Below are 20,319 nucleotides of genomic sequence, written 5' to 3' on the forward strand. Positions count from 1 at the left end.
CGGCTACTCGCGTCCCATGTCCCGGTGGACGATCACGGTCTCCACTCCCTCCGCCGCCAGCCGGCGGGCCAGCCGCTCGGACATGGCCACGCTGCGGTGCTTGCCGCCGGTGCAGCCGACGGCGATGGTCACATAGCGCTTGCCCTCGCGCCGGTACCCGGCCGCCACCAGCTGGAGCAGCTCCGCGTACCGGTCGAGGAACTCCTTGGCGCCGGGCTGGTTGAAGACGTACCCGGCGACCTCGTCGCTGGTCCCCGTGTAGGGACGCAGCTCGGGCACCCAGTGCGGGTTGGGCAGGAAGCGGCAGTCCACGACGTGGTCGGCGTCCACCGGGAGCCCGTACTTGTAGCCGAAGGACATCACGGTGGCCCGCAGCTCCGGCTCGTCGCCGCCGGCGAACTGGGCGTCCATCTTGGCGCGCAGCTCGTGGACGTTGAGGTTGGAGGTGTCGATCACCAGGTCGGCGTCGCCGCGCAGCTCCCGCAGCAGGTCGCGTTCGGCGGCGATGCCGTCCACGATCCGTCCCTCGCCCTGGAGCGGGTGCGGGCGGCGGACCGACTCGAACCGCTGCACCAGCGCGTTGTCCGACGCCTCAAGGAAGACGATGCGCCGGGTGACGCCCTTGGTCTCCAGGTCGGTCAGGGACTCCCGCAGGTTGTCGAAGAACCCGCGCCCGCGCACGTCGACCACCACGGCGATCCTGGCCACGTTGCCCTGGGAGCGGGCACCGAGGTCGACCATGGTGGGGATCAGGGCCGGTGGGAGGTTGTCCACCACGAACCAGCCGAGGTCCTCCAGGCACTTGGCCGCCGTGGACCGGCCGGCGCCCGACATCCCGGAGATGATCACCAGCTCGGGAGTGGTCGCGGCCTCCTCCCCGCCGGGCGGGGTGGTCGGTTCCTCGTCTCTGCCGTGTTCGCTCATCTCGCTCAATCCCCCGCCTGTCCTTCGGTGATGTGGGTCGTTGTCGAATGGCCTCTTCCGCGCTCGCTCAGTCCTCGACGATCTCGCCGGTGGCCGTGTTGACCGTGGGGGCGGCCTGGGCCTGACCGGAGAGGGCCGCCGCGACCGTCTCGGCGGTCCTGCGGCCTATGCCGGGCACCTCGCTGATCTCCTCGACGGTGGCCGCGCGGAGTCGCTTGACCGAGCCGAAGTGCTTGAGCAGCGCCTTCTTCCGGGTCTCCCCGAGGCCAGGGATGGCGTCGAGGGGACCCTTTCTTATCGATTGTGACCGCTTTCCGCGCTGATAGCGGATCGCGAAGCGGTGCGCCTCGTCCCGGACCCGCTGGAGCAGGTAGAGCCCCTCGCTGGTGCGCGGCAGGATCACCGGGTCGTCATCGCCGGGGAGCCAGACCTCCTCCAGGCGTTTGGCCAGGCCACACACGGCGACGTCGTCGATGCCCAGCTCGTCCATCGCCCGCCGGGCGGCGGCCACCTGCGGCTGGCCGCCGTCCACCACGACCAGCTGCGGTGGGTAGGCGAACCGCTTGGGCCGGCCGTCCTCCTCGGTGGGGGCCGCGTACTCCTCGGTGCCCTCCTCGACCGCCCACTCGCCGGTGCGCTCGCGCTCCCGCAGATAGCGGCGGAAGCGACGGGAGACCACCTCGTGCATGGCCCGCACGTCGTCCTGGCCGGCGAAGCTCTTGATCTGGAAGCGGCGGTACTCGCTCTTCCGCGCGAGGCCGTCCTCGAAGACGACCATGGAGGCCACCACGTCGTCGCCCTGGAGATGGGAGATGTCGAAGCACTCGATGCGCAGCGGCGCCGAGTCCAGCCCGAGGTGCTCGGCGATCTCCTCCAGCGCGCGGGAGCGGGTGGTGAGGTCGGAGGCGCGCTTGGTCTTGTGCAGGGCCAGGGCCTGCTGCGCGTTCCGCTCGACGGTGGTCATCAGGTCCCGCTTGTCGCCGCGCTGGGGGACGCGCAGGCTGACCCGGGAGCCGCGCCGCTGCGTCAGCCAGTCACCGACCGGCTCCGCCGGCTCGGGCAGCGCGGGGACCAGCACCTCGCGCGGCACGTTCTCCCCGGTCTCCTCGCCGTAGAGCTGCTGGAGGGCGCTCTCCACCAGGTCGCCCGTCGTGACGTTCGCCACCCGGTCGGTGACCCAGCCGCGCTGGCCACGGACCCGGCCGCCGCGCACGTGGAAGATCTGCACGGCCGCCTCCAGCTCGTCCTCGGCGAGGGCGATCAGGTCGGCGTCGGTGGCGTCGGCGAGGACCACCGCGTTCTTCTCCATGGCGCGGCGCAGCGCCTCGATGTCGTCCCGCAGCCGGCCGGCCCGCTCGTACTCCAGGGCCTCGGCGGCCTCGTGCATCTCCGCCTCAAGCCGCCGCAGGTAGGCGCCGGTGCGGCCGGCCATGAAGTCGCAGAACTCCTCGGCCAGGGCGCGGTGGTCCTCGGGGGTGATCCGGCCGGTGCAGGGGGCCGAGCACTTGTCGATGTAGCCCAGGAGGCAGGGGCGGCCGATGGCGGCGGCTCGCTTGAAGACGCCGGCCGAGCAGGTGCGGACGGGGAAGACCCGCAGCAGCAGGTCGACCGTCTCGCGGATGGCCCAGGCGTGGGCGTAGGGGCCGAAGTACCGCACGCCCCTGCGCTTGGCGCCGCGCAGCACCTGGACGCGGGGGAACTCCTCGTTCATCGTGACCGCGAGTGACGGATAGCTCTTGTCGTCGCGGTACTTGACGTTGAATCGGGGGTCGAACTCCTTGATCCAGGAGTACTCCAGCTGGAGCGCCTCGACCTCGGTGCCGACCACCGTCCACTCCACGGAGGCGGCCGTGGTGACCATGGTGGCGGTGCGCGGGTGGAGCCCGGAGAGGTCCTGGAAGTACGAAGACAGGCGCTGACGCAGGCTTTTCGCCTTCCCGACGTAGATCACCCTGCGGTGTTCGTCACGGAACCGGTAGACGCCGGGCGAGTCGGGGATCTCGCCGGGCCTCGGGCGGTAGCTGGAGGGATCGGCCATGACGGCAACCCTACTGCTGCCCACTGACAGTGAGCACACCACGCAGGGTGAGCGCGGGCGTTCCGGCTACCAGCCGCGCTCGCGCCACGCGGACAGCGCGGGTCGCTCGGCGCCGAGGGTGGTGTCCGCGCCGTGGCCCGGGTAGACCCAGGTCTCGTCGGGGAGTTGGGCGAAGAGCTTGCTCTCGACGTCGCCCAGGAGGCTGGCGAAGGCGTCGGGATCGCCGTGGGTGTTGCCGACGCCGCCGGGGAAGAGGCAGTCGCCGGTGAGGAGATGGGGGTGTCCCTCGGGGTCGTCGTAGACCAGGGCGATGGAGCCTGGGGTGTGGCCGACCAGGTGACGGGCGGTGAGTTCGCAGCGGCCGAAGGCGATGCGGTCCCCGTCGTCGACGAGCACCCGGGTCGGGACCGGGATGCCGTCGGCGTCGTGGCGGCCGGCGTGGGTGGGCGCGCCGGTGGCCTCGACGACCTCGGCCAGCGCGCCCCAGTGGTCGGCGTGGCGGTGGGTGGTGACGACGCCCACCAGGCCGTCGCCGCCCACGAGTTCGAGCAGTCGGGGCGCCTCGGCCGCCGCGTCGACCAGCAGCTGTTCGCCGGTGGCGCGGCAGCGCAGCAGGTAGGCGTTGTTCTCCATGGGGCCCACGGCGATCTTGGTGATGACCAGGTGGGTCAGCTCGTGCACGTCGGGGGGTCCGCCGACCCGTACGTCTCCGGTGTACGCCATGGGCGGCAGTCTCTCAGACGACGACGGCGCCGACGGGCGCGGTTGGTCAGAGCCGACGGGCGCGGCGGGTCAGAGGGGTGGCGGCTCGGGCAGCGGCTCGGTGGAGGTCAGACCGGAGCCGGCCGTCCGGCCGCTGAGCCAGCCGACCAGCGCGGCGGGGGTGCCGACGACCAGGCGCGGCTCGCCGGTCGTGGCGCCGGTGCGCCAGCTGCGGCCGTCCTCGGCGCGCAGCTCCAGGGCCGGCAGCCCGGGGTGGCCGTCGTAGCGGGCGGTGAGATACGCCACGGCCGGGTCGAGGAAGGAGCCGGGGAGGTCGGCCACGGTCGGCCCGGCGTCGAGGTCGATCCGGTGCAGCTCGACCTCGACCCGGCGGCGGAACGGGAGGCTCGCGGCGCGGTCGGTGACGCCGTTGCGCAGGGTGACGCGGCGCTCCCAGTCGCCCTTGTCGAGGGCCGAGGCGGCGGCCAGGAAGCGGGCCGCGCTGTCCCGCAGATCGGCCAGGTGCGCGGCGAGCGGGCGGTCGGCGTCGCGGGCGATGTCGGCGTCCCTGGTGGTCTCGTCGGGGTACATCGGGCGGCCCGCGAGCACGTTGACGAGGGCGTCGGCGTTGCGGGCGAGGTGGGCCAGCAGATGGCCACGCGTCCAGCCGGGGAGCCGGGACGGGCCGGCCACGGCCGCCTCGTCGAGGGCGGCGGCGGTGTCCAGGAGGCGGTCGGTGGCGTCCTGGAGGGCGGCGAGTTCGGTTGCGACTCGGGTCATGGCCTCACGCTAGGCCCTTGCCGCCGGCGGGACCACGCCACACCTTCGAGTGAATCGGAGGTCGCTGACCAGCGATCCGGCCGGGAGCGGCCTGGGAAACGGCCGGCAATCGAACGCACGTGCTATAGGCTGCGGGGCAGCCTCTTCGGCACTCGGCGACGATTGTCAGAGGTCCCCCATACCCTGGGATGGGTCGCTCGCGAGGCGCGAGCTTCCCCCTCGACCAACGAAAGGTGCCATCCGGCGTGGCCGACCGACTCATCGTTCGTGGCGCTCGCGAGCACAATCTCAGGAATGTCTCGCTCGACCTGCCCCGCGACTCGCTCATCGTCTTCACCGGGCTGTCGGGATCGGGCAAGTCCTCGCTCGCCTTCGACACGATCTTCGCCGAGGGCCAGCGGCGCTACGTCGAGTCGCTGTCCTCATACGCCCGGCAGTTCCTGGGCCAGATGGACAAGCCGGACGTGGACTTCATCGAGGGCCTGTCCCCGGCGGTCTCCATCGACCAGAAGTCCACCTCGCGCAACCCGCGCTCCACCGTGGGCACCATCACGGAGGTCTACGACTACCTCCGGCTGCTCTTCGCCAGGATCGGCAAGCCGCACTGCCCCGAGTGCGGGCGTCCGATCGCCCGGCAGTCGCCCCAGGCCATCGTGGACAAGGTCCTGGGCCTGGCCGAGGGCAGCCGGTTCCAGGTGCTCTCGCCGCTGGTGCGCGAGCGCAAGGGCGAGTTCGTCGACCTGTTCGCCGACCTCCAAGCCAAGGGGTACAGCCGCGCCCGGGTGGACGGCGCCACGGTCCAGCTCTCCGACCCGCCCAAGCTGAAGAAGCAGGAGAAGCACACCATCGAGGTGGTGGTGGACCGGCTGACCGTCAAGGAGAGCGCCAAGCGGCGGCTGACGGACTCGGTGGAGACGGCCCTCGGCCTCTCCGGCGGGATGGTCATCCTGGACTTCGTGGACCTCCCCGAGGACGACCCGCAGCGGGAGCGGATGTACTCGGAGCACCTGTACTGCCCGTACGACGACCTCTCCTTCGAGGAGCTGGAGCCGCGCTCCTTCTCGTTCAACTCCCCGTTCGGCGCCTGCCCGGAGTGCACCGGCATCGGCACCCGGATGGAGGTCGACCCGGAGCTGATCATCCCCGACCCGGAGAAGACCCTGGAGGAGGGCGCGATCCACCCCTGGTCGCACGGCCACACCAAGGGGTACTTCAACCTGCTGATCGGCGCGCTCGGCGACGCGTTGAACTTCCGCACCGACATCCCCTGGGACGGGCTGCCGCAGCGCGCCAAGAAGGCCCTGCTCAACGGGCACAAGACCAAGATCGAGGTCCGCTACGAGAACCGCCACGGCCAGGAGCGGGCGTACAGCACGGCCTTCGAGGGCGTGCTGCCGTTCATCCGCAGGCGGCACGCGGAGGCCGAGACGGACTCCGGGCGCGAGCGCTTCGAGGGGTACATGCGCGAGGTGCCCTGCCCGGCCTGCCAGGGCACCCGGCTGAAGCCGCTGGTGCTGGCGGTCACGGTGCAGGGGCACTCCATCGCCGAGGTCGCCGGCATGTCGATCAGCGAGTGCGCCGAGTTCCTCGGCCGGATGGAGCTGACCGCCCGCGAGAAGAAGATCGCCGAGCGGGTCCTCAAGGAGGTCAACGAGCGGCTGCGGTTCCTGGTGGACGTCGGCCTCGACTACCTCTCGCTCAACCGGGCCGCCGGCTCGCTCTCCGGCGGCGAGGCGCAGCGCATCCGGCTGGCCACCCAGATCGGCTCCGGGCTGGTCGGGGTGCTCTACGTGCTGGACGAGCCGTCCATCGGCCTGCACCAGCGGGACAACCACCGGCTGATCGAGACCCTGGTCCGGCTGCGCGACCTGGGGAACACGCTGATCGTCGTCGAGCACGACGAGGACACCATCAAGACGGCGGACTGGGTGGTCGACATCGGCCCCGGCGCCGGCGAGCACGGCGGCAAGGTGGTGCACAGCGGCAGCCTGGCCGGCCTGCTGACCAACGAGGAGTCGCTGACCGGGCAGTACCTCTCCGGCGCCCGCACGATCCCGATCCCGGCGCAGCGGCGCCCGCTGGACCCGGACCGGATGATCACGGTGCACGGCGCCCGCGAGCACAACCTGCGCGGGATCGACGTCAGCTTCCCGGTGGGGCTGCTGACGGCGGTCACCGGCGTCTCGGGATCGGGGAAGTCCACCCTGGTCAACGACATCCTCTACACCCACCTGGCCCGGGAGTTGAACGGCGCCAAGGCGGTCCCCGGGCGGCACACCCGGGTCACCGGGGACGACCTGGTGGACAAGGTGGTCCACGTCGACCAGTCCCCCATCGGCCGCACGCCCCGGTCCAACCCGGCGACGTACACCGGGGTCTTCGACCATGTGCGGCGGCTGTTCGCCGAGACCATGGAGGCCAAGGTCCGGGGGTACCAGCCGGGGCGGTTCTCGTTCAACGTCAAGGGCGGCCGCTGCGAGAACTGCTCGGGCGACGGCACGATCAAGATCGAGATGAACTTCCTGCCGGACGTCTACGTACCCTGCGAGGTCTGCCACGGCGCCCGGTACAACCGGGAGACCCTGGAGGTGCACTACAAGGGCAAGTCCATCGCCGAGGTGCTGGACATGCCCATCGAGGAGGCGCTGGACTTCTTCGCTGCGGTGCCCGCCATCGCCCGCCATCTGCGCACCCTCAACGACGTGGGCCTGGGCTATGTCCGCCTCGGGCAGCCCGCGCCGACGCTCTCCGGCGGTGAGGCGCAGCGCGTCAAGCTGGCCTCCGAGTTGCAGAAGCGGGCCACCGGCAGCACGGTCTACGTGCTGGACGAGCCCACCACCGGGCTGCACTTCGAGGACATCCGCAAGCTGATCTCGGTCCTCTCCGACCTGGTGGACAAGGGCAACACGGTGGTGGTCATCGAGCACAACCTCGATGTGATCAAGACCGCCGACTGGGTGTTGGACATGGGCCCCGAGGGCGGGTTCGCCGGCGGCCAGCTGATCGCCGAGGGCACCCCGGAGCAGGTCGCCGCGGTGCCGGCCAGCCACACCGGCAAGTTCCTGCGGGACATCCTGGGCGACGCGGTCAGCGACGCCGCGCCGGCGGCAGGCCGCCGCAGGTCGACCCGGAAGACCTCCGCCGCCTCGGCTGCCTCCTCGACCGGCGGCGCCGCCCGGCCCGCGAAGAAGCGAGCCGCCGCCAAACGCTGAGCTGTTCGATCACGCTGTTTCCCGGGAGTTCTTGATCGACCCCTGGCACCTCGTCAACTCCCTTGGAACGCTGAGCCGCTGGGCGCACACCCGCGCCCCCAGGCACGCGTTCTTGAGGGAGTTCCCTTGCCAGGATTCGCGGTGCGCCGATCACTTCGCGCACCTTCACTGATCGCGGCCGGAGCCGCGTTCGCCCTGACCAGCGGGCTGGTCTCGCCGGCGAACGCCGCTCCGCCACACCCGCCGACCGCCTCGCTCACCACCACACTCCCCACCGGGATCGTGGACCGCGACGGTCTCGAGCTGACCCGGACCGAGCAACCGCTGGCCCCGGGCGCCGAGCTGACCAGCTATCACCGGCTGGAGTCCGACAAGTGGCTGAGCGCCCACGCGCTCACCCTCGACCTCGACGCCGATCTGCGCGTCGACTACCTCGCCCCCGAACACGTCGCGGACGCCGCGCCGTTGAGCGAGCTGGTCGCCGACCACGACCCGGGCGAGGGCCGGACCACGGTGGCGGCCATCAACGCCGACTTCTTCGACATCAACGCGACCAACGCCCCGCTCGGCCCCGGGATCTCCGAGGGCGAGCTGGTACACGGCTCGTCCGGGGGCGCCACCTCGGCCGTCGGGATCTCCCCGGACGGCGCCGGCCGCATCCTCGACCTCTACTTCGACGGCACGGCCACCCTGCCGGACGGCGCGGTCGAGCTGGCAGGGCTCAACAGTCCCGACCTTCCGCCGGGCGGCGTCGGGGTCTTCACCCCGGGCTGGGGCGAGGCGGACCGGGAGCTGGTGGTGGCCGACGCCGGCGAGACCACCGAGGTGGTGATCAGCGACGGCGAGGTCGCCTCGGTCTCCGACAAGCCGGGCGGCGGACCGATCCCCGAGGACACCACCGTGCTGCTGGGCCGGGAGCGCGGGGCGTTGGCCCTCGAAGGGCTCCGGGTGGGCGACCCGGTGTCGCTGGAGTACGCGCCGGTCACCGACGACGGCTCCGAGCTGCCGCGCACGGCGGTGGGCGGGCGCGGGCTGCTCGTGGTGGACGGCGAGCCGCAGAACTGGGAGGGCCTGCCCAACAACGCGACCGCGCCGCGCACCGCCGTCGGCTTCTCCCGGGACGGGCAGCGGATGTTCGTGCTGAGCGTGGAGGGCCGGCAGGCCCACTCGGGCGGCACCACGCTGACCGAGCTGGCCGTGATGATGGCCGACCTCGGCGCCCACAACGCGCTCAACCTCGACGGCGGCGGCTCCAGCACCCTGCTGGCCCGGCTTCCTGGCGAGGCCGCCCCCGAGTTGGTCAACAGCCCCTCGGACGGCGCGGAGCGCGAGGTGCCCAACGGGCTGGCCATCACCACCCCGACCGGCAGCGGCGAGCTGGCCGGGCTGCGCGTGGCCACGGTCGCCGACCCGGCCCTGGCGCCGACGGCCGACCCGGTGGCCGGCGGGCACCCCGAGCGGGTCTTCCCCGGCCTGACCAGGGAGTTGACGGCCGTCGGCCACGACGAGACCTATGGCCCGGCCGAGACGAGGCCGCGCTGGCACTCCGACCGGCCCCGGGTCGGCACCGTGCGCGACGGGGTCTTCCGGGCCGGCTCGCCGGGAACGGTCGAGGTCAGCGCCAGGGAACGGCGCGCCGAGGGAACGACCGAACTGACCGTCCTCGGCGAGCTGACGGAGATCTCGACCAGCACCCGACGGCTGGGGTTGGCCGGCCCGGGAGCCGTCGGCACGTTCGGCGTCCTCGGCGTGGACGCGGCGGGCACCTCGGCGCCGATCGAGCCGGCCGACGCGCGGCTCGACTACGACGCTTCGCTGTTCACCGTCGAACCGGACGCGGCCGGCGGCGGGTTCACGGTCACCGCCGGGGAGCACGGGTCGGCGTCCGGTCTGGTGACGGTCTCGGTCGGGGAGGTCACCACCCAACTGGCCGTCACCGTGGGCCTCGACGACACCGCCGTCGCCGACTTCTCGGACGCCGACGCGTGGACCTTCGACCACGCACGGGCCGACGGCTCGGTGGCGCCCGAGCCGGAGGGTCGGGAGGGCGCGGGGCTGCGGCTGACCTACGACTTCTCGCTGTCCACCGCGACCAGGGCGGCCTATGTCTATCCCCCGGCCGCCCTCGAAGTCCCGGGCCAGCCCGCGCGGTTCACCCTGTGGGTGCGCGGCGACGGCCGGGGCGCCTGGCCCTCGCTCCAGTTGCGGGACGCCCGGGGCACCGACCAGGTGTTGCGGGGCGAGCACCTCGACTTCGAGGGGTGGCGCCAGCTGACGTTCGAGGTGCCGCAGGGCACGGCCTATCCGGTGTCGGTGCACCGGTTCTATCTGGCGGAGACCCGGCCGGACCAGAGCTATGCCAGCGAGGTCGTCATCGACGAGCTGCGCGCGTTGACGCCGCCCGAGGTGGAGCTGCCCGAACGGCCGCGCGGCGCCGAGCCGTTGATCGACACGGCCGCCGGGACCGACGGGCGTCAGTGGCGCTTCGCCGTGGTCTCCGACGCGCAGTTCGTGGCCCGGGACCCGGAGAGCGAGCTGGTCGCCTCGGCCCGGCGGAGCCTGCGCGAGGCCAGGGCCGCCGACCCGGACTTCGTGCTGATCAACGGGGACCTGGTGGACGAGGGGGCGCCGGAGGACCTGGCGTTCGCCCGAACGGTGATCGAGGAGGAGCTGGGCGACGACCTGCCCTGGTACTACGTGCCGGGCAACCACGAGGTGATGGGCGGCTCGATCGACAACTTCCGCAACGAGTTCGGCGATCCGCAGCTGACCTTCGATCATCGGGGAACGCGTTTTGTCACCCTGGACACCTCGGCGTTGACCCTGCGGGGCGGCGGCTTCGCCCAGATCCGGGAGCTGCGCGCCCAGTTGGACGACGCGGCCGAGGACCGGGCGATCAACTCGGTGGTGGTGGTCGGCCATGTGCCGCCGAGGGACACCATGGCCCAGCCCGCCAGCCAGCTCACCGACCGCTGGGAGGCGGCGCTGCTGGAGCGGTGGTTGACCGAGTTCCGCCAGCGCAGCGGCAAGGGCGTGGTCTATCTCGGCGCGCACGTGGGGATCTTTGACACCTATCGACTGGACGGCGTGCCGTTTGTGATCAATGGCAACGCGGGCAAGGAGCCGGCGACGGTGCCAGAGGAGGGCGGCTTCAACGGCTGGTCCCTGGTCGGCGTCGATCCGGTGTCGCGCGCCGAGCAGGCCGAGGTCCGGCGGTCGCCGGAGCGGCCAGGACCCGACTGGCTCTCGGTCCGCACCGTGGCGCGCGTCGACGGCCTGGCGTTGACCGCGCCCGACTCCCTGCCGGTGCGCGGCACCGGCGAAGCGGCCGCCGTGGTGTCCCAGGACGGCGCTGGCGGCGTCCGCGAGGTGCCCGTCGGGCCGCTGGTCAGCGCCGACTGGTCCGGCTCACGCGGCCTGCACCTGGGGCCGGCGGACGAGGCCGGCCACCGGGCGGTCGCCGCCTTCGACCCGGCCACCGGCGAACTGACCGGGCTGCGCCCCGGCGAGGTCACCCTGGAGGTGACGGTCAACGGGCAGACCAGCCGGGCCACGGTGGAGATCACCCGCCGCTGACGGCGTCGGGGGGCCGGGAGAACGCGGCCGTGGGCGGGGCGCCGTCCCGCCCACGGCCGCTCGCCGAGGCGAGGCGAACGGCGCGGCTCAGCTCAGGCCGACCTCCTTCATCTGCCGCAGCTCCCGCTTCATCTCGGAGACCTCGTCCCGCAGCCGGGCCGCGATCTCGAACTGAAGCTCGGCCGCCGCCGCCCGCATCCGCTCGGTGAGCTGCTCGATCGTCTCGGCCAGCTCCGCGGCCGGGCGGTCGGTCAGCTCCCCGGTCCCCTTGCCCTTGCCTCTGCCGGCACCGGCGCCCTTGCCGCCGCCGGACGGCACGCTGGGCACCGGGGCCTTGCCCCGGGCGGCCTCGTCCCGGAAGCCGGTGCCCAGCAGCTGCCGGGTGTCGACCTCCTCGCGGGCGATGGCGGCCACGATGTCGTTGATCTTCTTCCGCAGCGGCTGCGGGTCGATGCCCCGCTCCTTGTTGTAGGCGAGCTGCCTGGCCCGCCGCCGGTTGGTCTCGTCGATGGCGCGCTCCATCGACGGGGTCATCCGGTCCGCGTACATGTGGACCTGCCCCGAGACGTTCCGCGCGGCCCGGCCGATGGTCTGGATCAGCGAGGTGCCGGAGCGCAGGAAGCCCTCCTTGTCCGCGTCGAGGATGGCGACCAGCGACACCTCGGGCAGGTCGAGGCCCTCCCGCAGCAGGTTGATCCCGACCAGCACGTCGAACTCGCCGGCCCGCAGCTCGCGGAGCAGCTCCACCCGGCGCAGGGTGTCCACGTCGCTGTGGAGGTAGCGGACCCGGATGCCCAGCTCCAGGAAGTAGTCGGTGAGGTCCTCGGCCATCTTCTTGGTGAGCGTGGTGACCAGGACCCGCTCGTCGCGCTCGGCGCGCAGCCGGATCTCGTGCACCAGATCGTCGATCTGGCCCTCCGTCGGCTTGACCACGACCTCCGGGTCGACCAGGCCGGTCGGCCGGATGATCTGCTCCACCACGCCGTCGCCGCGCGACAGCTCGTAGGAGCCCGGGGTGGCCGAGAGATAGACCGTCTGCCCGATCCGCTCCAGGAACTCCTCCCAGCGCAGCGGCCGGTTGTCCAGCGCGGAGGGCAGCCGGAAGCCGTGGTCGATCAGGGTGCGCTTGCGCGAGGCGTCGCCCTCGTACATCGCGCCGATCTGCGGGACCGTGTTGTGCGACTCGTCGATGACCAGCAGGAAGTCGTCGGGGAAGTAGTCGAGCAGGGTGTAGGGCGGGGAGCCCGTCTCGCGGCCGTCGATGTGCAGCGAGTAGTTCTCGATGCCGGAGCAGGTGCCGATCTGGCGCATCATCTCGATGTCGTAGGTGGTGCGCATCCGCAGCCGCTGGGCCTCCAGCAGCTTGCCCTGCCGCTCCAGGGTCTCCAGCCGCTCCCCCAGCTCGGTCTCTATCCCGTTGACGGCCCGCTCCATCCGCTCGGGGCCGGCGACATAGTGCGTGGCGGGGAAGACATAGAGGTGGTCCTCGGTGGAGATGACCTCGCCGGTGATCGGGTGGAGCGTGGAGAGCGCCTCGATCTCGTCGCCGAACATCTCGATCCGGACGGCCAGTTCCTCGTAGACCGGGAAGATCTCGATGGTGTCGCCCCGCACCCGGAAGGTGCCCCGGGTGAACGCCACGTCGTTGCGCGCGTACTGGATGTCGACAAAGCGACGCAGCAGGGCGTCCCGGTCGATCTCCTCGCCGACCCGCAGCGGCACCATGCGGTCCACGTACTCCTGCGGCGTGCCCAGGCCGTAGATGCAGGAGACGGACGCCACGACCACCACGTCGCGCCGGGTGAGCAGCGAGTTGGTCGCGCTGTGCCGCAGCCGCTCCACCTCGTCGTTGATCGAGGAGTCCTTCTCGATGTAGGTGTCCGTCTGCGGGACGTACGCCTCGGGCTGGTAGTAGTCGTAGTACGAGACGAAGTACTCGACCGCGTTGTTCGGCAGCAGCTCGCGGAACTCGTTGGCCAGCTGGGCCGCCAGCGTCTTGTTCGGCGCGATCACCAGGGTGGGGCGTTGCAGCCGCTCGATCATCCACGCCGTGGTCGCCGACTTGCCGGTGCCGGTGGCGCCCAGCAGGACGACGTCCTTCTCACCGCCCCTGACGCGCTTCTCCAGCTCGGCGATGGCCGCCGGCTGGTCGCCGCTGGGCTGGTACGGGCTGACCACCTCGAAGGGGGTCGAGGTGCGTGCGATATCTGAGACGGGCATGTACCCCACCGTACGACCCACCACTGACAACCGGGTCGCCGCCGAAACCTCGCCCCCCGAGGTCTCACGCTGTTCAACTGACAGTCACCGTTCGCGCACCCGAAGGTTTCCCCCGGGCGGGCAAGCTCCCCGCGTTCCCCACACGGATGCGAGGAGTTCCTCATGAGCAACGTCACCGCCGGCTGGCCCGGTTGGCTTCTCGGCGCCATCGCCCTCACCGTGGTGCCGGTCACCTCGCTGCCCGGCAGCACCTCCCCCAGCAGCGCCGAGGCCGCCTCGACCGACGGCGTGCGGACGGCGGCGGTCACGGCGGGCTGGCCCGAGCGCGGCCCGCTGCTGGTGGCGCACCGGGGCGCCTCGGGCTACGCGCCGGAGAACACCGTGGCGGCAGCCGAGGCCGCCGCCGAGACCCGCACCACCTGGGTCGAGACCGACGTGCAGCGCACCAGCGACGGCGAGCTGGTGCTGATGCACGACACGACCCTGGCCCGGACGACCAACGTGGAGGAGGTCTTCCCCGACCGGGCGCCCTGGCGGGTGGCGGACTTCACCGCCGAGGAGATCTCCCGGCTGGACGCGGGCAGCTGGTTCGGGGAGGAGTTCGCGGGCGAGCCGGTGCCGACGCTGACGGAGTTCCTCGACGAGCTGGGCGACAACCGGCAGCGGCTGCTGCTCGAACTGAAGTCGCCCGAGCTGTACCCGGGCATCGAGGCGGAGATCCTGGACGAGCTGGGCGAGCAGGGCTGGCTCCGCGAGTGGTACCCGGGGCAGCGGGTGGTGCTCCAGAGCTTCGACGCGGACTCGGTGCGCACGGTCCACGGGCTGGCGCCCCGGGTGGAGACCGGCTTCCTGGGGACCCCGCCGGTCGACGAGATCCCGGAGTACGCGGAGTTCGCCGACCAGATCAACCCCCGGCACGCCGACCTCACCGAGGAGTACGTGGCGAGCGTCCAGTCGGTGCGCGGGCCGCACGGCCGGCCGCTGAAGGTCTACACCTGGACGGTCAACGACGGCGAGCTGGCTAACCGGGTCGCGGCGCTGGGCGTGGACGGCATCATCTCGGACGTTCCCGACGTGGTCCGGGCGGCGCTGCGGGACTGATCCGGGGCGGGACCCAACGGCCGGGCCCGGGCCTGACCAGCGCCGTTCCTCCGCCTCGGGGCGTTGTCAGTGGGGCGCCCTAAGCTGCCCGGCATGAGTGAGGAGCCCGGCATGAGTGAGGGGAAGGACTGCGTCTGGTCCGTGGAGCGGACGCCGATCGGCCCGCTGCTGCTGGCGGCGACGGGGCTCGGGCTGGTCCGGGTGGTCTTCCACGCCGACGAGCGCCGGGTGCCGGGCACGCTGTCCGCCCTGGCCAGGGGGCTGGGCGTGCGCCCGGCGCCGGCGGCCGGCCACCCGATGCTGACGGAGGCCGCCGGCCAGCTGGCGGCCTACTTCGCGGGGCGGCTGCGCGCCTTCGAGCTGGCGCTGGACTGGTCGTTGGCGTCCGGCTTCACCGAGCGGGTCCTGCGGGAGCTGGCCACCGGCGTGCCCCTGGGCACCGTCGTCTCCTACCAGGACCTGGCCCGCCGGGTCGGCGAGCCGGGGGCCGCGCAGGCGGTGGGCGCGGCGATGGGGGCCAATCCCCTGCCGGTGGTCGTGCCCTGCCACCGGGTGGTGACCTCCGACGGCGGCATAGGCGGCTTCGGCGGCGGCCTGGAGACCAAGCGCCAACTGCTGGCCCTGGAGGGGGTGTTGCCCAGCCCGCTCTTCTGAGCCCCGGGACCTCCCCGAGTCCTCCCCCGGGTGATCCGGCTCACAGGCGAGCCGCCCCGTGTCACAGCGGCCGACGGTCCGGTGTCTTGAGTGCGAACCCCCTGGCACTGGAGGAGACACCATGGCCGAGAACACCGAGGTCGTCGTGGTCGGCGGCGGGTACGCGGGCGTCATGGCGGCCAACCGCCTGACGCGGCGCGACGAGGTGACCGTGACCCTGATCAACCCGCGCCCGAACTTCGTGGAGCGCATCCGCCTGCACCAGGTCGTCGGCGGTTCGCACGAGGCGGTCGTCGACTTCCCCGAGCTGCTCAACGCCCGCGTCCGGCTCGTGGTCGACAGCGTGGAGCACATCGACGCGGCCGCGCGCGAGCTGACGCTGGTGGCCGGCAGCCCCGTCCACTACGACTACCTGATCTACGCGGTGGGCAGCGGCAGCACCGGGTCGGGGGTGCCGGGGGCGGCGGAGTTCGCCTACCCGGTCGCCAGCCTGGAGGAGGCACAGCGGCTGCGGTCCACCCTGGACGACCTGCCGGCGACGGCCGCGCTGACGGTGGTCGGGGCCGGACCGGCCGGCATCGAGACCGCCGCCGAGCTGGCGGAGGAGGGCCACTCCGTGACCCTGGTCTGCGGCGGGGACCTCGGCCCCTACCTGCACCCGAAGGGCCGCCGCTCGGTCGCCCGGCAGCTGTCCCGGCTGGGCGTGGCGGTGGTCGACGGCCCCGGCACCGAGGTGACGGCCGTGACGCGCCAAGCGGTGCGCCTGGCCGACGGCCGGGAGCTGCCCAGCGGGGTGACCGTCTGGACCACCGGCTTCGGCGTCCCCGACCTGGCCGCCCGCAGCGGGCTGACCACCGACGCCCTGGGGCGCCTGATCACCAACGAGACGCTGACCAGCGTGGACGACGACCGGATCGTGGCCGCCGGCGACTCGGCGGCCCCCTCGGACCTGCCGTTCCGGATGGGCTGCCAGTCCGCCGTCCAGCTGGGCCCGCAGGCCGCCGAGACGGTGCTCAGCCGGATCGCGGGCGAGCGGCCAGCGAACGTCGCCGTCGGATTCGCCGGCCAGTGCCTCAGCCTGGGGCGGGGCGCCGGGGTCTTCCAGTTCGCGCACCGGAACGACGTGGCGCTCCGGCTCCACCTCGGGGGACGTCCCGGGGCGAAACTGAAGGAGTTCGTGTGCGCGAGCACCGTCAAGCAGCTCGCGAACGAGGGCCGCAAGCCGGGAAAGCGCAACCTGTGGGTCAAGGACGGCAAGCGCGAGCGGCTGCTGCGCGCCCAGGGCGAGGGCTCTCCCGCAGGCAGCGGGCGCCCGGCCTGAGGCCGGTTCGTGAACCCGGAACGAGAGGAAGGGAAGGCGGGGAACGTGAGCGAGCCCACGGAGCGCGGCGCGACGGACGCGTCGGACCCGGCGACCGAGGCGTTCCTCGCCCATCGCAACCTGCTGTTCACCGTCGCCTACGAGATCCTCGGCTCGGCGGCCGACGCGGAGGACGTTCTCCAGGAGACCTGGCTGCGGTGGGCCGGTGTCGACCTGGACCGGGTGCGCGACCGGCGCGCCTACCTGGTCCGGATCACCACCCGGCAGTCGCTGAACTGGCTGCGCGCCCTGAAGCGCCGCAAGGAGGCGTATGTGGGCTCCTGGCTGCCGGAGCCGCTGCTCACCGCCCCCGACGTGGCGCAGGACGTCGAACTCGCCGAGAGCCTGTCGCTGGCGCTCCTGCACGTGCTGGAGACGCTGGCGCCGACGGAGCGGGTGGTCTTCGTGCTGCGCGAGGTCTTCGAGGTGAGCTACGAGGAGATCGCGAGCGCCGTCGACCGGACGCCGGCGGCCGTGCGTCAGATCGCGCACCGCGCGCGGCGGCACGTCGACGCCCGCCGCCCCCGCGAGACGGCCTCGGCCGCCGAGACCCGGGCGGCGCTGGAGTCGTTCCGCCGGGCGTTCGAGACCGGGGACCTCCAGGGCGTGCTCGACGTGCTCGCGCCCGATGTCGTGCTGGTCGGCGACGGCGGCGGGGTCCGGCAGGCCGCGCCCCGGCCGATCACCGGCGCCGAGAAGGTGGCCCGCCTGCTCTTCGGCGGCCTCGCCAAGGCCGGCGCCACGGCCAGCGGCGAGCCGACGCTGGTCAACGGCAATCCGGCGCTGGTCGTCCGCCTGGACGGCGAGGTCGACGGCGTGCTGGCGATCCGCGTCGAGGACGCCCGCATCGCCGGGCTGTACTACGTCAGGAATCCGGAGAAGCTGTCCCGCCTGTCCGCCGAGACCCCGCTGACCCTGCGGTGAGCGGGGGCGTTCGCCGCGCCGCCACGGGCCGCCGCGCCGGTGCCGCTCCGGCTGCGGCTCCGGCTCCGGCTCCGGCGCGGAGGCGATCACCGCCGGTCGCGCCGATACTGACGGTCCGGGCCCCGGAGGGGCCGGCGGCGCGCGAGCCGAGGTCGCCCCGGGTGCCCGGGGCACCCGCGTCCCAGGGCAAGGAGGCGACGATGGCGCTGTCCCAGGATCGGCCGGCGATCACCTACTGCTCCCTGGAGGCCCTGCGGGCCCGAGGCTGGACGCCGCTGCTGGTGCGCTCCTTCCTCGGCGAGCCCGACCGGACCAGCCCGGTCGAGCTGTATCTGAGCGACCGGGTGCGGGAGACGGAGCGGCTGCCGGAGTTCGTCGCGGCGCTCCAGCTGCGTCGGCGGCGGGCCAGCGCGCAGCGCGAGGCGCAGGCCAGGAGGCGGGCCGAGGGGCTGGCCGCGATCCGGGCGGCGCGGCTGGCGCTCCCCCGGCTCTCCGAGGCGGAGCTGGCGGAGCGGGCGGTGGCGCACCGGAACCTGTGGGACGCCGGGCGGGCCGCGCGCTCCTGGGGGCACCGGCCCCGGGCGGTCACGGCGGCGGAGCTGACGCCGGCCGAGCTGGCGCACTGGGAGGTGCGCTGGCTGCTGGACCGGCTGGCGCCGCACGAGGAGCTGCTGAACGCGCTGCCGCCCGGCGAGAGCCGGGCCGAGGGGCGGCGGCTGCTCACCGGGCGGTGCTGGGACGCGATAGCGGCGGCCTACCCGGCGCTCCGTGGGGAGTGTGCCGCCAGGCGGGCCGCCGCCGGGGAGGGTGACCCGGTCGGCGGGCCCCGCTAGGGGGCCGCGCCGAGGTCATCCGAAGGTCGGTCGGGGGTCAGTCGACCGACTCACACCTCGGCGTCCTGGTCGCGCAGGAACTTCATCGGGTCGATGGCCGAGCCGTAGTCGGCGGTGGTGCGGACCTCGAAGTGGAGGTGCGGGCCGCTGCTGTTACCGGTGTTACCGGACAGCGCGATCTCCTCGCCGGTGTCCACCTCGTCACCCACCGCGACCTCGACCTCGGAGAGGTGCGCGTACTGGGTGAAGGTGCCGTCACCATGGTCGACCACCACGGCGTTGCCGTAGGCGGGACCGTCACCGGCACCGTTGCCACCGGCCTTCACCACGGTGCCCTCGTGCACGGCGTTCACCTCGGTGCCGTTGGGCACGGCGAAGTCCTGGCCACTGTGCTTGCTGGCCCAGCGGTCACCGCTGTTGCCATACGTCGCCGACAGCTCGTAGTCACCGGCGATCGGCGAGACCCAGTCCTCGGCGCTGGGCTTGTCGTCGCCCTTGCTGTCCTGGGCCTCCTGGCTCGGCGCGCTGGCCGCGTGCTGGGCCTGGCCATGGGTGGTCTCGGCGAGTTCGGCGGTGGAGTGCGAGGCGAACACGTCGGCCTGGGTGCTGCTCCCGCCCTCGGCCGCCACAGCCGCACCGGACAGGGCGACCGTGGCGCACACGCCGGCCACCACGGCGGCGGCGGCGCGGGCACGGAGCGACTTGGGGGCGCGGTTCAGGGTGGTGGTCGTGGTGGTGTTCAGCATGGAAGAACAACCTCTGCGATTCGGGGACATCCCGACCGAAAGCGACCGGGCGAATCTCATTGATAACGGGCAATTCACCCCGACACAAGACCCCCCATTACTACCCGAACCCGTAGCGAGAGGGACGGGAACAAAGGCCCTCGACAGGCCCTTCACGGAATGCGGAAACGCCTCCCGGAACAGGTGTCGCCGTGCGCGTCGCGGCGACGTCACCGGCGCCCACCTGCGCTTTCCTTCGAACGTCCGGAAGTCGCCCGGCGCGCCGGGCGAAATTCCCGGCGCGGGGCGACGAAAGTCCCGGGACCTTGGTCCCTTTCCGCTCCTATTAGCGGTCGTAGGCGCCGAAAGGGGTGTGTCGGGTGTCACCGCGACGGCGTCGAAAAGGGCTCGGAAAGGCCCTCGGGAGCCGGTTGGGCTCGGGCCGTCTCAGCGGGGGAAGACCTCGAACGTGGTGCAACGCCGGCCGCCGAAGCGCGGGGCGGCCGCGTCGGCGGCGCCCGTCAGCAGCTCCCGCGCGTAGGCGGCGGGGTCGGCCTCGCCGAGACCGGTGACATAGGCGCCGTGCTCGACCAGCGAGGCGATGCCCCGCTCCAGCGCGGCGTCGCTCAGCGGCTGAGCGTGGGTGGGCCGGGGCGAGGCCGCCACGGCCACCCAGCGGACCCCGTCCCAGGGTTCGAGGCCGCCCTCGCCCAGCTGGTCGGGGAAGATCCAGCGGTTCCCGGCGTCCCCGGCCGCGTCCAGCACGGCACGCCCCACGGTGCGGTGGTCGGGGGTGTTCCAGGCGGTGCCGCCCCAGGTGTCGTGGTGGTTGAGGGTGATCAGCAGCTCGGGCCGGTGCCGGCGGACGGCCGCCGCCAGGTCGGCGCGGAGCGCGAGCCCCGGCTCGACCACCCCGTCGCGGTGGTCGAGGAACTCCACCGTCCGCACCCCGACGGCCGTGGCGCTGGCCCGCTGCTCGGCCTCCCGCACCCGGGCCGACTCCTCGGGCGGGATGCCGTCGATGCCGGCCTCGCCCCTGGTGACCAGCACATACGCGACCTCGCGGCCACTCTCGGTCCACTCGGCGACGGCCCCGGAGGCGCCGTACTCCAGGTCGTCCGGGTGGGCCACGATGGCCAGGGCACGCCGCCAGTCCAGGGGCATCGGGGGCAGCTGGTCGGTCACCGGGGTCTCCTCGGGTCGGAACGGAACCGGAACGGGCCCCGGCACGCGGCCGGGAGCGATGCGACGGGCCGGGGGACACCGACCC

General features: G+C 72.8%; 14 protein-coding genes. 7 read left to right on the plus strand and 7 right to left on the minus strand.

Annotated features, from left to right (window positions below; translation table 11 throughout):
- Window positions 1-3: 3 nt before the first annotated feature.
- From rapZ to FH609_RS07345, 4 genes are all read right to left on the minus strand, one after another.
- The gene (rapZ, locus tag FH609_RS07330) at window positions 4-924 is read right to left on the minus strand and encodes an RNase adapter RapZ (RefSeq protein ID WP_226961472.1); all 921 of its coding nucleotides are present in this window, start codon (window positions 922-924) and stop codon (window positions 4-6) included.
- A 67-nt stretch (window positions 925-991) separates the two neighbouring features.
- Window positions 992-2,962 (minus strand): excinuclease ABC subunit UvrC, encoded by a 1,971-nt coding sequence (gene uvrC, locus FH609_RS07335; RefSeq protein WP_139666557.1) that lies wholly within the window; start codon window positions 2,960-2,962, stop codon window positions 992-994.
- Window positions 2,963-3,028: 66 nt separating this feature from the next.
- A complete protein-coding gene (locus tag FH609_RS07340; RefSeq protein WP_139666556.1) occupies window positions 3,029-3,685 on the minus strand; it encodes an MBL fold metallo-hydrolase in 657 nt (218 codons plus the stop codon).
- 69 nt (window positions 3,686-3,754) lie between these two features.
- On the minus strand, window positions 3,755-4,444 hold the full coding sequence (locus FH609_RS07345) for a maleylpyruvate isomerase family mycothiol-dependent enzyme (RefSeq protein ID WP_139666555.1): 690 nt from the start codon (window positions 4,442-4,444) through the stop codon (window positions 3,755-3,757).
- Window positions 4,445-4,689: 245 nt separating this feature from the next.
- On the opposite strand from FH609_RS07345, the gene uvrA reads away from it, so the two are divergent.
- Both uvrA and FH609_RS07355 read left to right on the plus strand, forming a co-directional pair.
- Entirely contained in the window at window positions 4,690-7,656 is a 2,967-nt protein-coding gene (gene uvrA / locus FH609_RS07350; RefSeq protein WP_139666554.1) for an excinuclease ABC subunit UvrA, read from the plus strand.
- 141 nt (window positions 7,657-7,797) lie between these two features.
- Window positions 7,798-11,232, plus strand: coding sequence for a phosphodiester glycosidase family protein (locus tag FH609_RS07355; RefSeq protein WP_226961473.1), 3,435 nt, complete (start codon window positions 7,798-7,800; stop codon window positions 11,230-11,232).
- Window positions 11,233-11,319: 87 nt separating this feature from the next.
- On the opposite strand, the gene uvrB is transcribed toward FH609_RS07355, so the two are convergent.
- Window positions 11,320-13,452 carry an excinuclease ABC subunit UvrB gene (gene uvrB, locus FH609_RS07360; RefSeq protein WP_139666553.1) on the minus strand — a complete coding sequence of 711 codons (2,133 nt, stop codon included), beginning with the start codon at window positions 13,450-13,452 and terminating at the stop codon, window positions 11,320-11,322.
- Window positions 13,453-13,614: 162 nt separating this feature from the next.
- Between uvrB and FH609_RS07365 the strand changes: the two genes are divergently transcribed.
- The 5 genes from FH609_RS07365 (at window position 13,615) to FH609_RS07385 (ending at window position 18,324) form a co-directional block, all read left to right on the plus strand.
- Window positions 13,615-14,553, plus strand: a complete 939-nt coding sequence (locus tag FH609_RS07365; RefSeq protein ID WP_139666552.1) for a glycerophosphodiester phosphodiesterase — start codon at window positions 13,615-13,617, stop codon at window positions 14,551-14,553.
- A gap of 111 nt (window positions 14,554-14,664) precedes the next feature.
- Entirely contained in the window at window positions 14,665-15,207 is a 543-nt protein-coding gene (locus FH609_RS07370) for a methylated-DNA--[protein]-cysteine S-methyltransferase (protein WP_139666551.1), read from the plus strand.
- A gap of 121 nt (window positions 15,208-15,328) precedes the next feature.
- Window positions 15,329-16,528 carry an NAD(P)/FAD-dependent oxidoreductase gene (locus FH609_RS07375; RefSeq protein WP_139666550.1) on the plus strand — a complete coding sequence of 400 codons (1,200 nt, stop codon included), beginning with the start codon at window positions 15,329-15,331 and terminating at the stop codon, window positions 16,526-16,528.
- 45 nt (window positions 16,529-16,573) lie between these two features.
- The gene (locus tag FH609_RS07380; RefSeq protein WP_226961474.1) at window positions 16,574-17,491 is read left to right on the plus strand and encodes an RNA polymerase sigma-70 factor; all 918 of its coding nucleotides are present in this window, start codon (window positions 16,574-16,576) and stop codon (window positions 17,489-17,491) included.
- Between the two features lie 200 nt (window positions 17,492-17,691).
- The gene (locus FH609_RS07385) at window positions 17,692-18,324 is read left to right on the plus strand and encodes a hypothetical protein (protein ID WP_139666548.1); all 633 of its coding nucleotides are present in this window, start codon (window positions 17,692-17,694) and stop codon (window positions 18,322-18,324) included.
- Between the two features lie 50 nt (window positions 18,325-18,374).
- Here FH609_RS07385 and FH609_RS07390 read toward each other — a convergent pair whose 3' ends face one another.
- Together FH609_RS07390 and FH609_RS07395 are read right to left on the minus strand one after the other, a co-directional pair.
- A complete protein-coding gene (locus FH609_RS07390; RefSeq protein WP_139666547.1) occupies window positions 18,375-19,070 on the minus strand; it encodes a M23 family metallopeptidase in 696 nt (231 codons plus the stop codon).
- A gap of 426 nt (window positions 19,071-19,496) precedes the next feature.
- The gene (locus tag FH609_RS07395; protein WP_139666546.1) at window positions 19,497-20,234 is read right to left on the minus strand and encodes a PIG-L deacetylase family protein; all 738 of its coding nucleotides are present in this window, start codon (window positions 20,232-20,234) and stop codon (window positions 19,497-19,499) included.
- Window positions 20,235-20,319 lie beyond the last annotated feature (85 nt).

The organism is Streptomyces sp. 3MP-14 (assembly GCF_006334905.2).
In the GTDB taxonomy this organism is placed as follows: Bacteria; Actinomycetota; Actinomycetes; order Streptomycetales; family Streptomycetaceae; genus Streptomyces; species Streptomyces triticirhizae.

Coding starts and splice junctions, on each gene's coding strand:
- FH609_RS07390 (WP_139666547.1), bottom strand. CDS start 19,070: ATGCTGAACACCACCACGACCACCACCCTGAACCGCGCCCCCAAGTCG.
- FH609_RS07365 (WP_139666552.1), top strand. CDS start 13,615: ATGAGCAACGTCACCGCCGGCTGGCCCGGTTGGCTTCTCGGCGCCATC.
- uvrC (WP_139666557.1), bottom strand. CDS start 2,962: ATGGCCGATCCCTCCAGCTACCGCCCGAGGCCCGGCGAGATCCCCGAC.
- FH609_RS07345 (WP_139666555.1), bottom strand. CDS start 4,444: ATGACCCGAGTCGCAACCGAACTCGCCGCCCTCCAGGACGCCACCGAC.
- uvrB (WP_139666553.1), bottom strand. CDS start 13,452: ATGCCCGTCTCAGATATCGCACGCACCTCGACCCCCTTCGAGGTGGTC.
- rapZ (WP_226961472.1), bottom strand. CDS start 924: ATGAGCGAACACGGCAGAGACGAGGAACCGACCACCCCGCCCGGCGGG.
- FH609_RS07385 (WP_139666548.1), top strand. CDS start 17,692: ATGGCGCTGTCCCAGGATCGGCCGGCGATCACCTACTGCTCCCTGGAG.
- FH609_RS07370 (WP_139666551.1), top strand. CDS start 14,665: ATGAGTGAGGGGAAGGACTGCGTCTGGTCCGTGGAGCGGACGCCGATC.
- FH609_RS07375 (WP_139666550.1), top strand. CDS start 15,329: ATGGCCGAGAACACCGAGGTCGTCGTGGTCGGCGGCGGGTACGCGGGC.
- FH609_RS07340 (WP_139666556.1), bottom strand. CDS start 3,685: ATGGCGTACACCGGAGACGTACGGGTCGGCGGACCCCCCGACGTGCAC.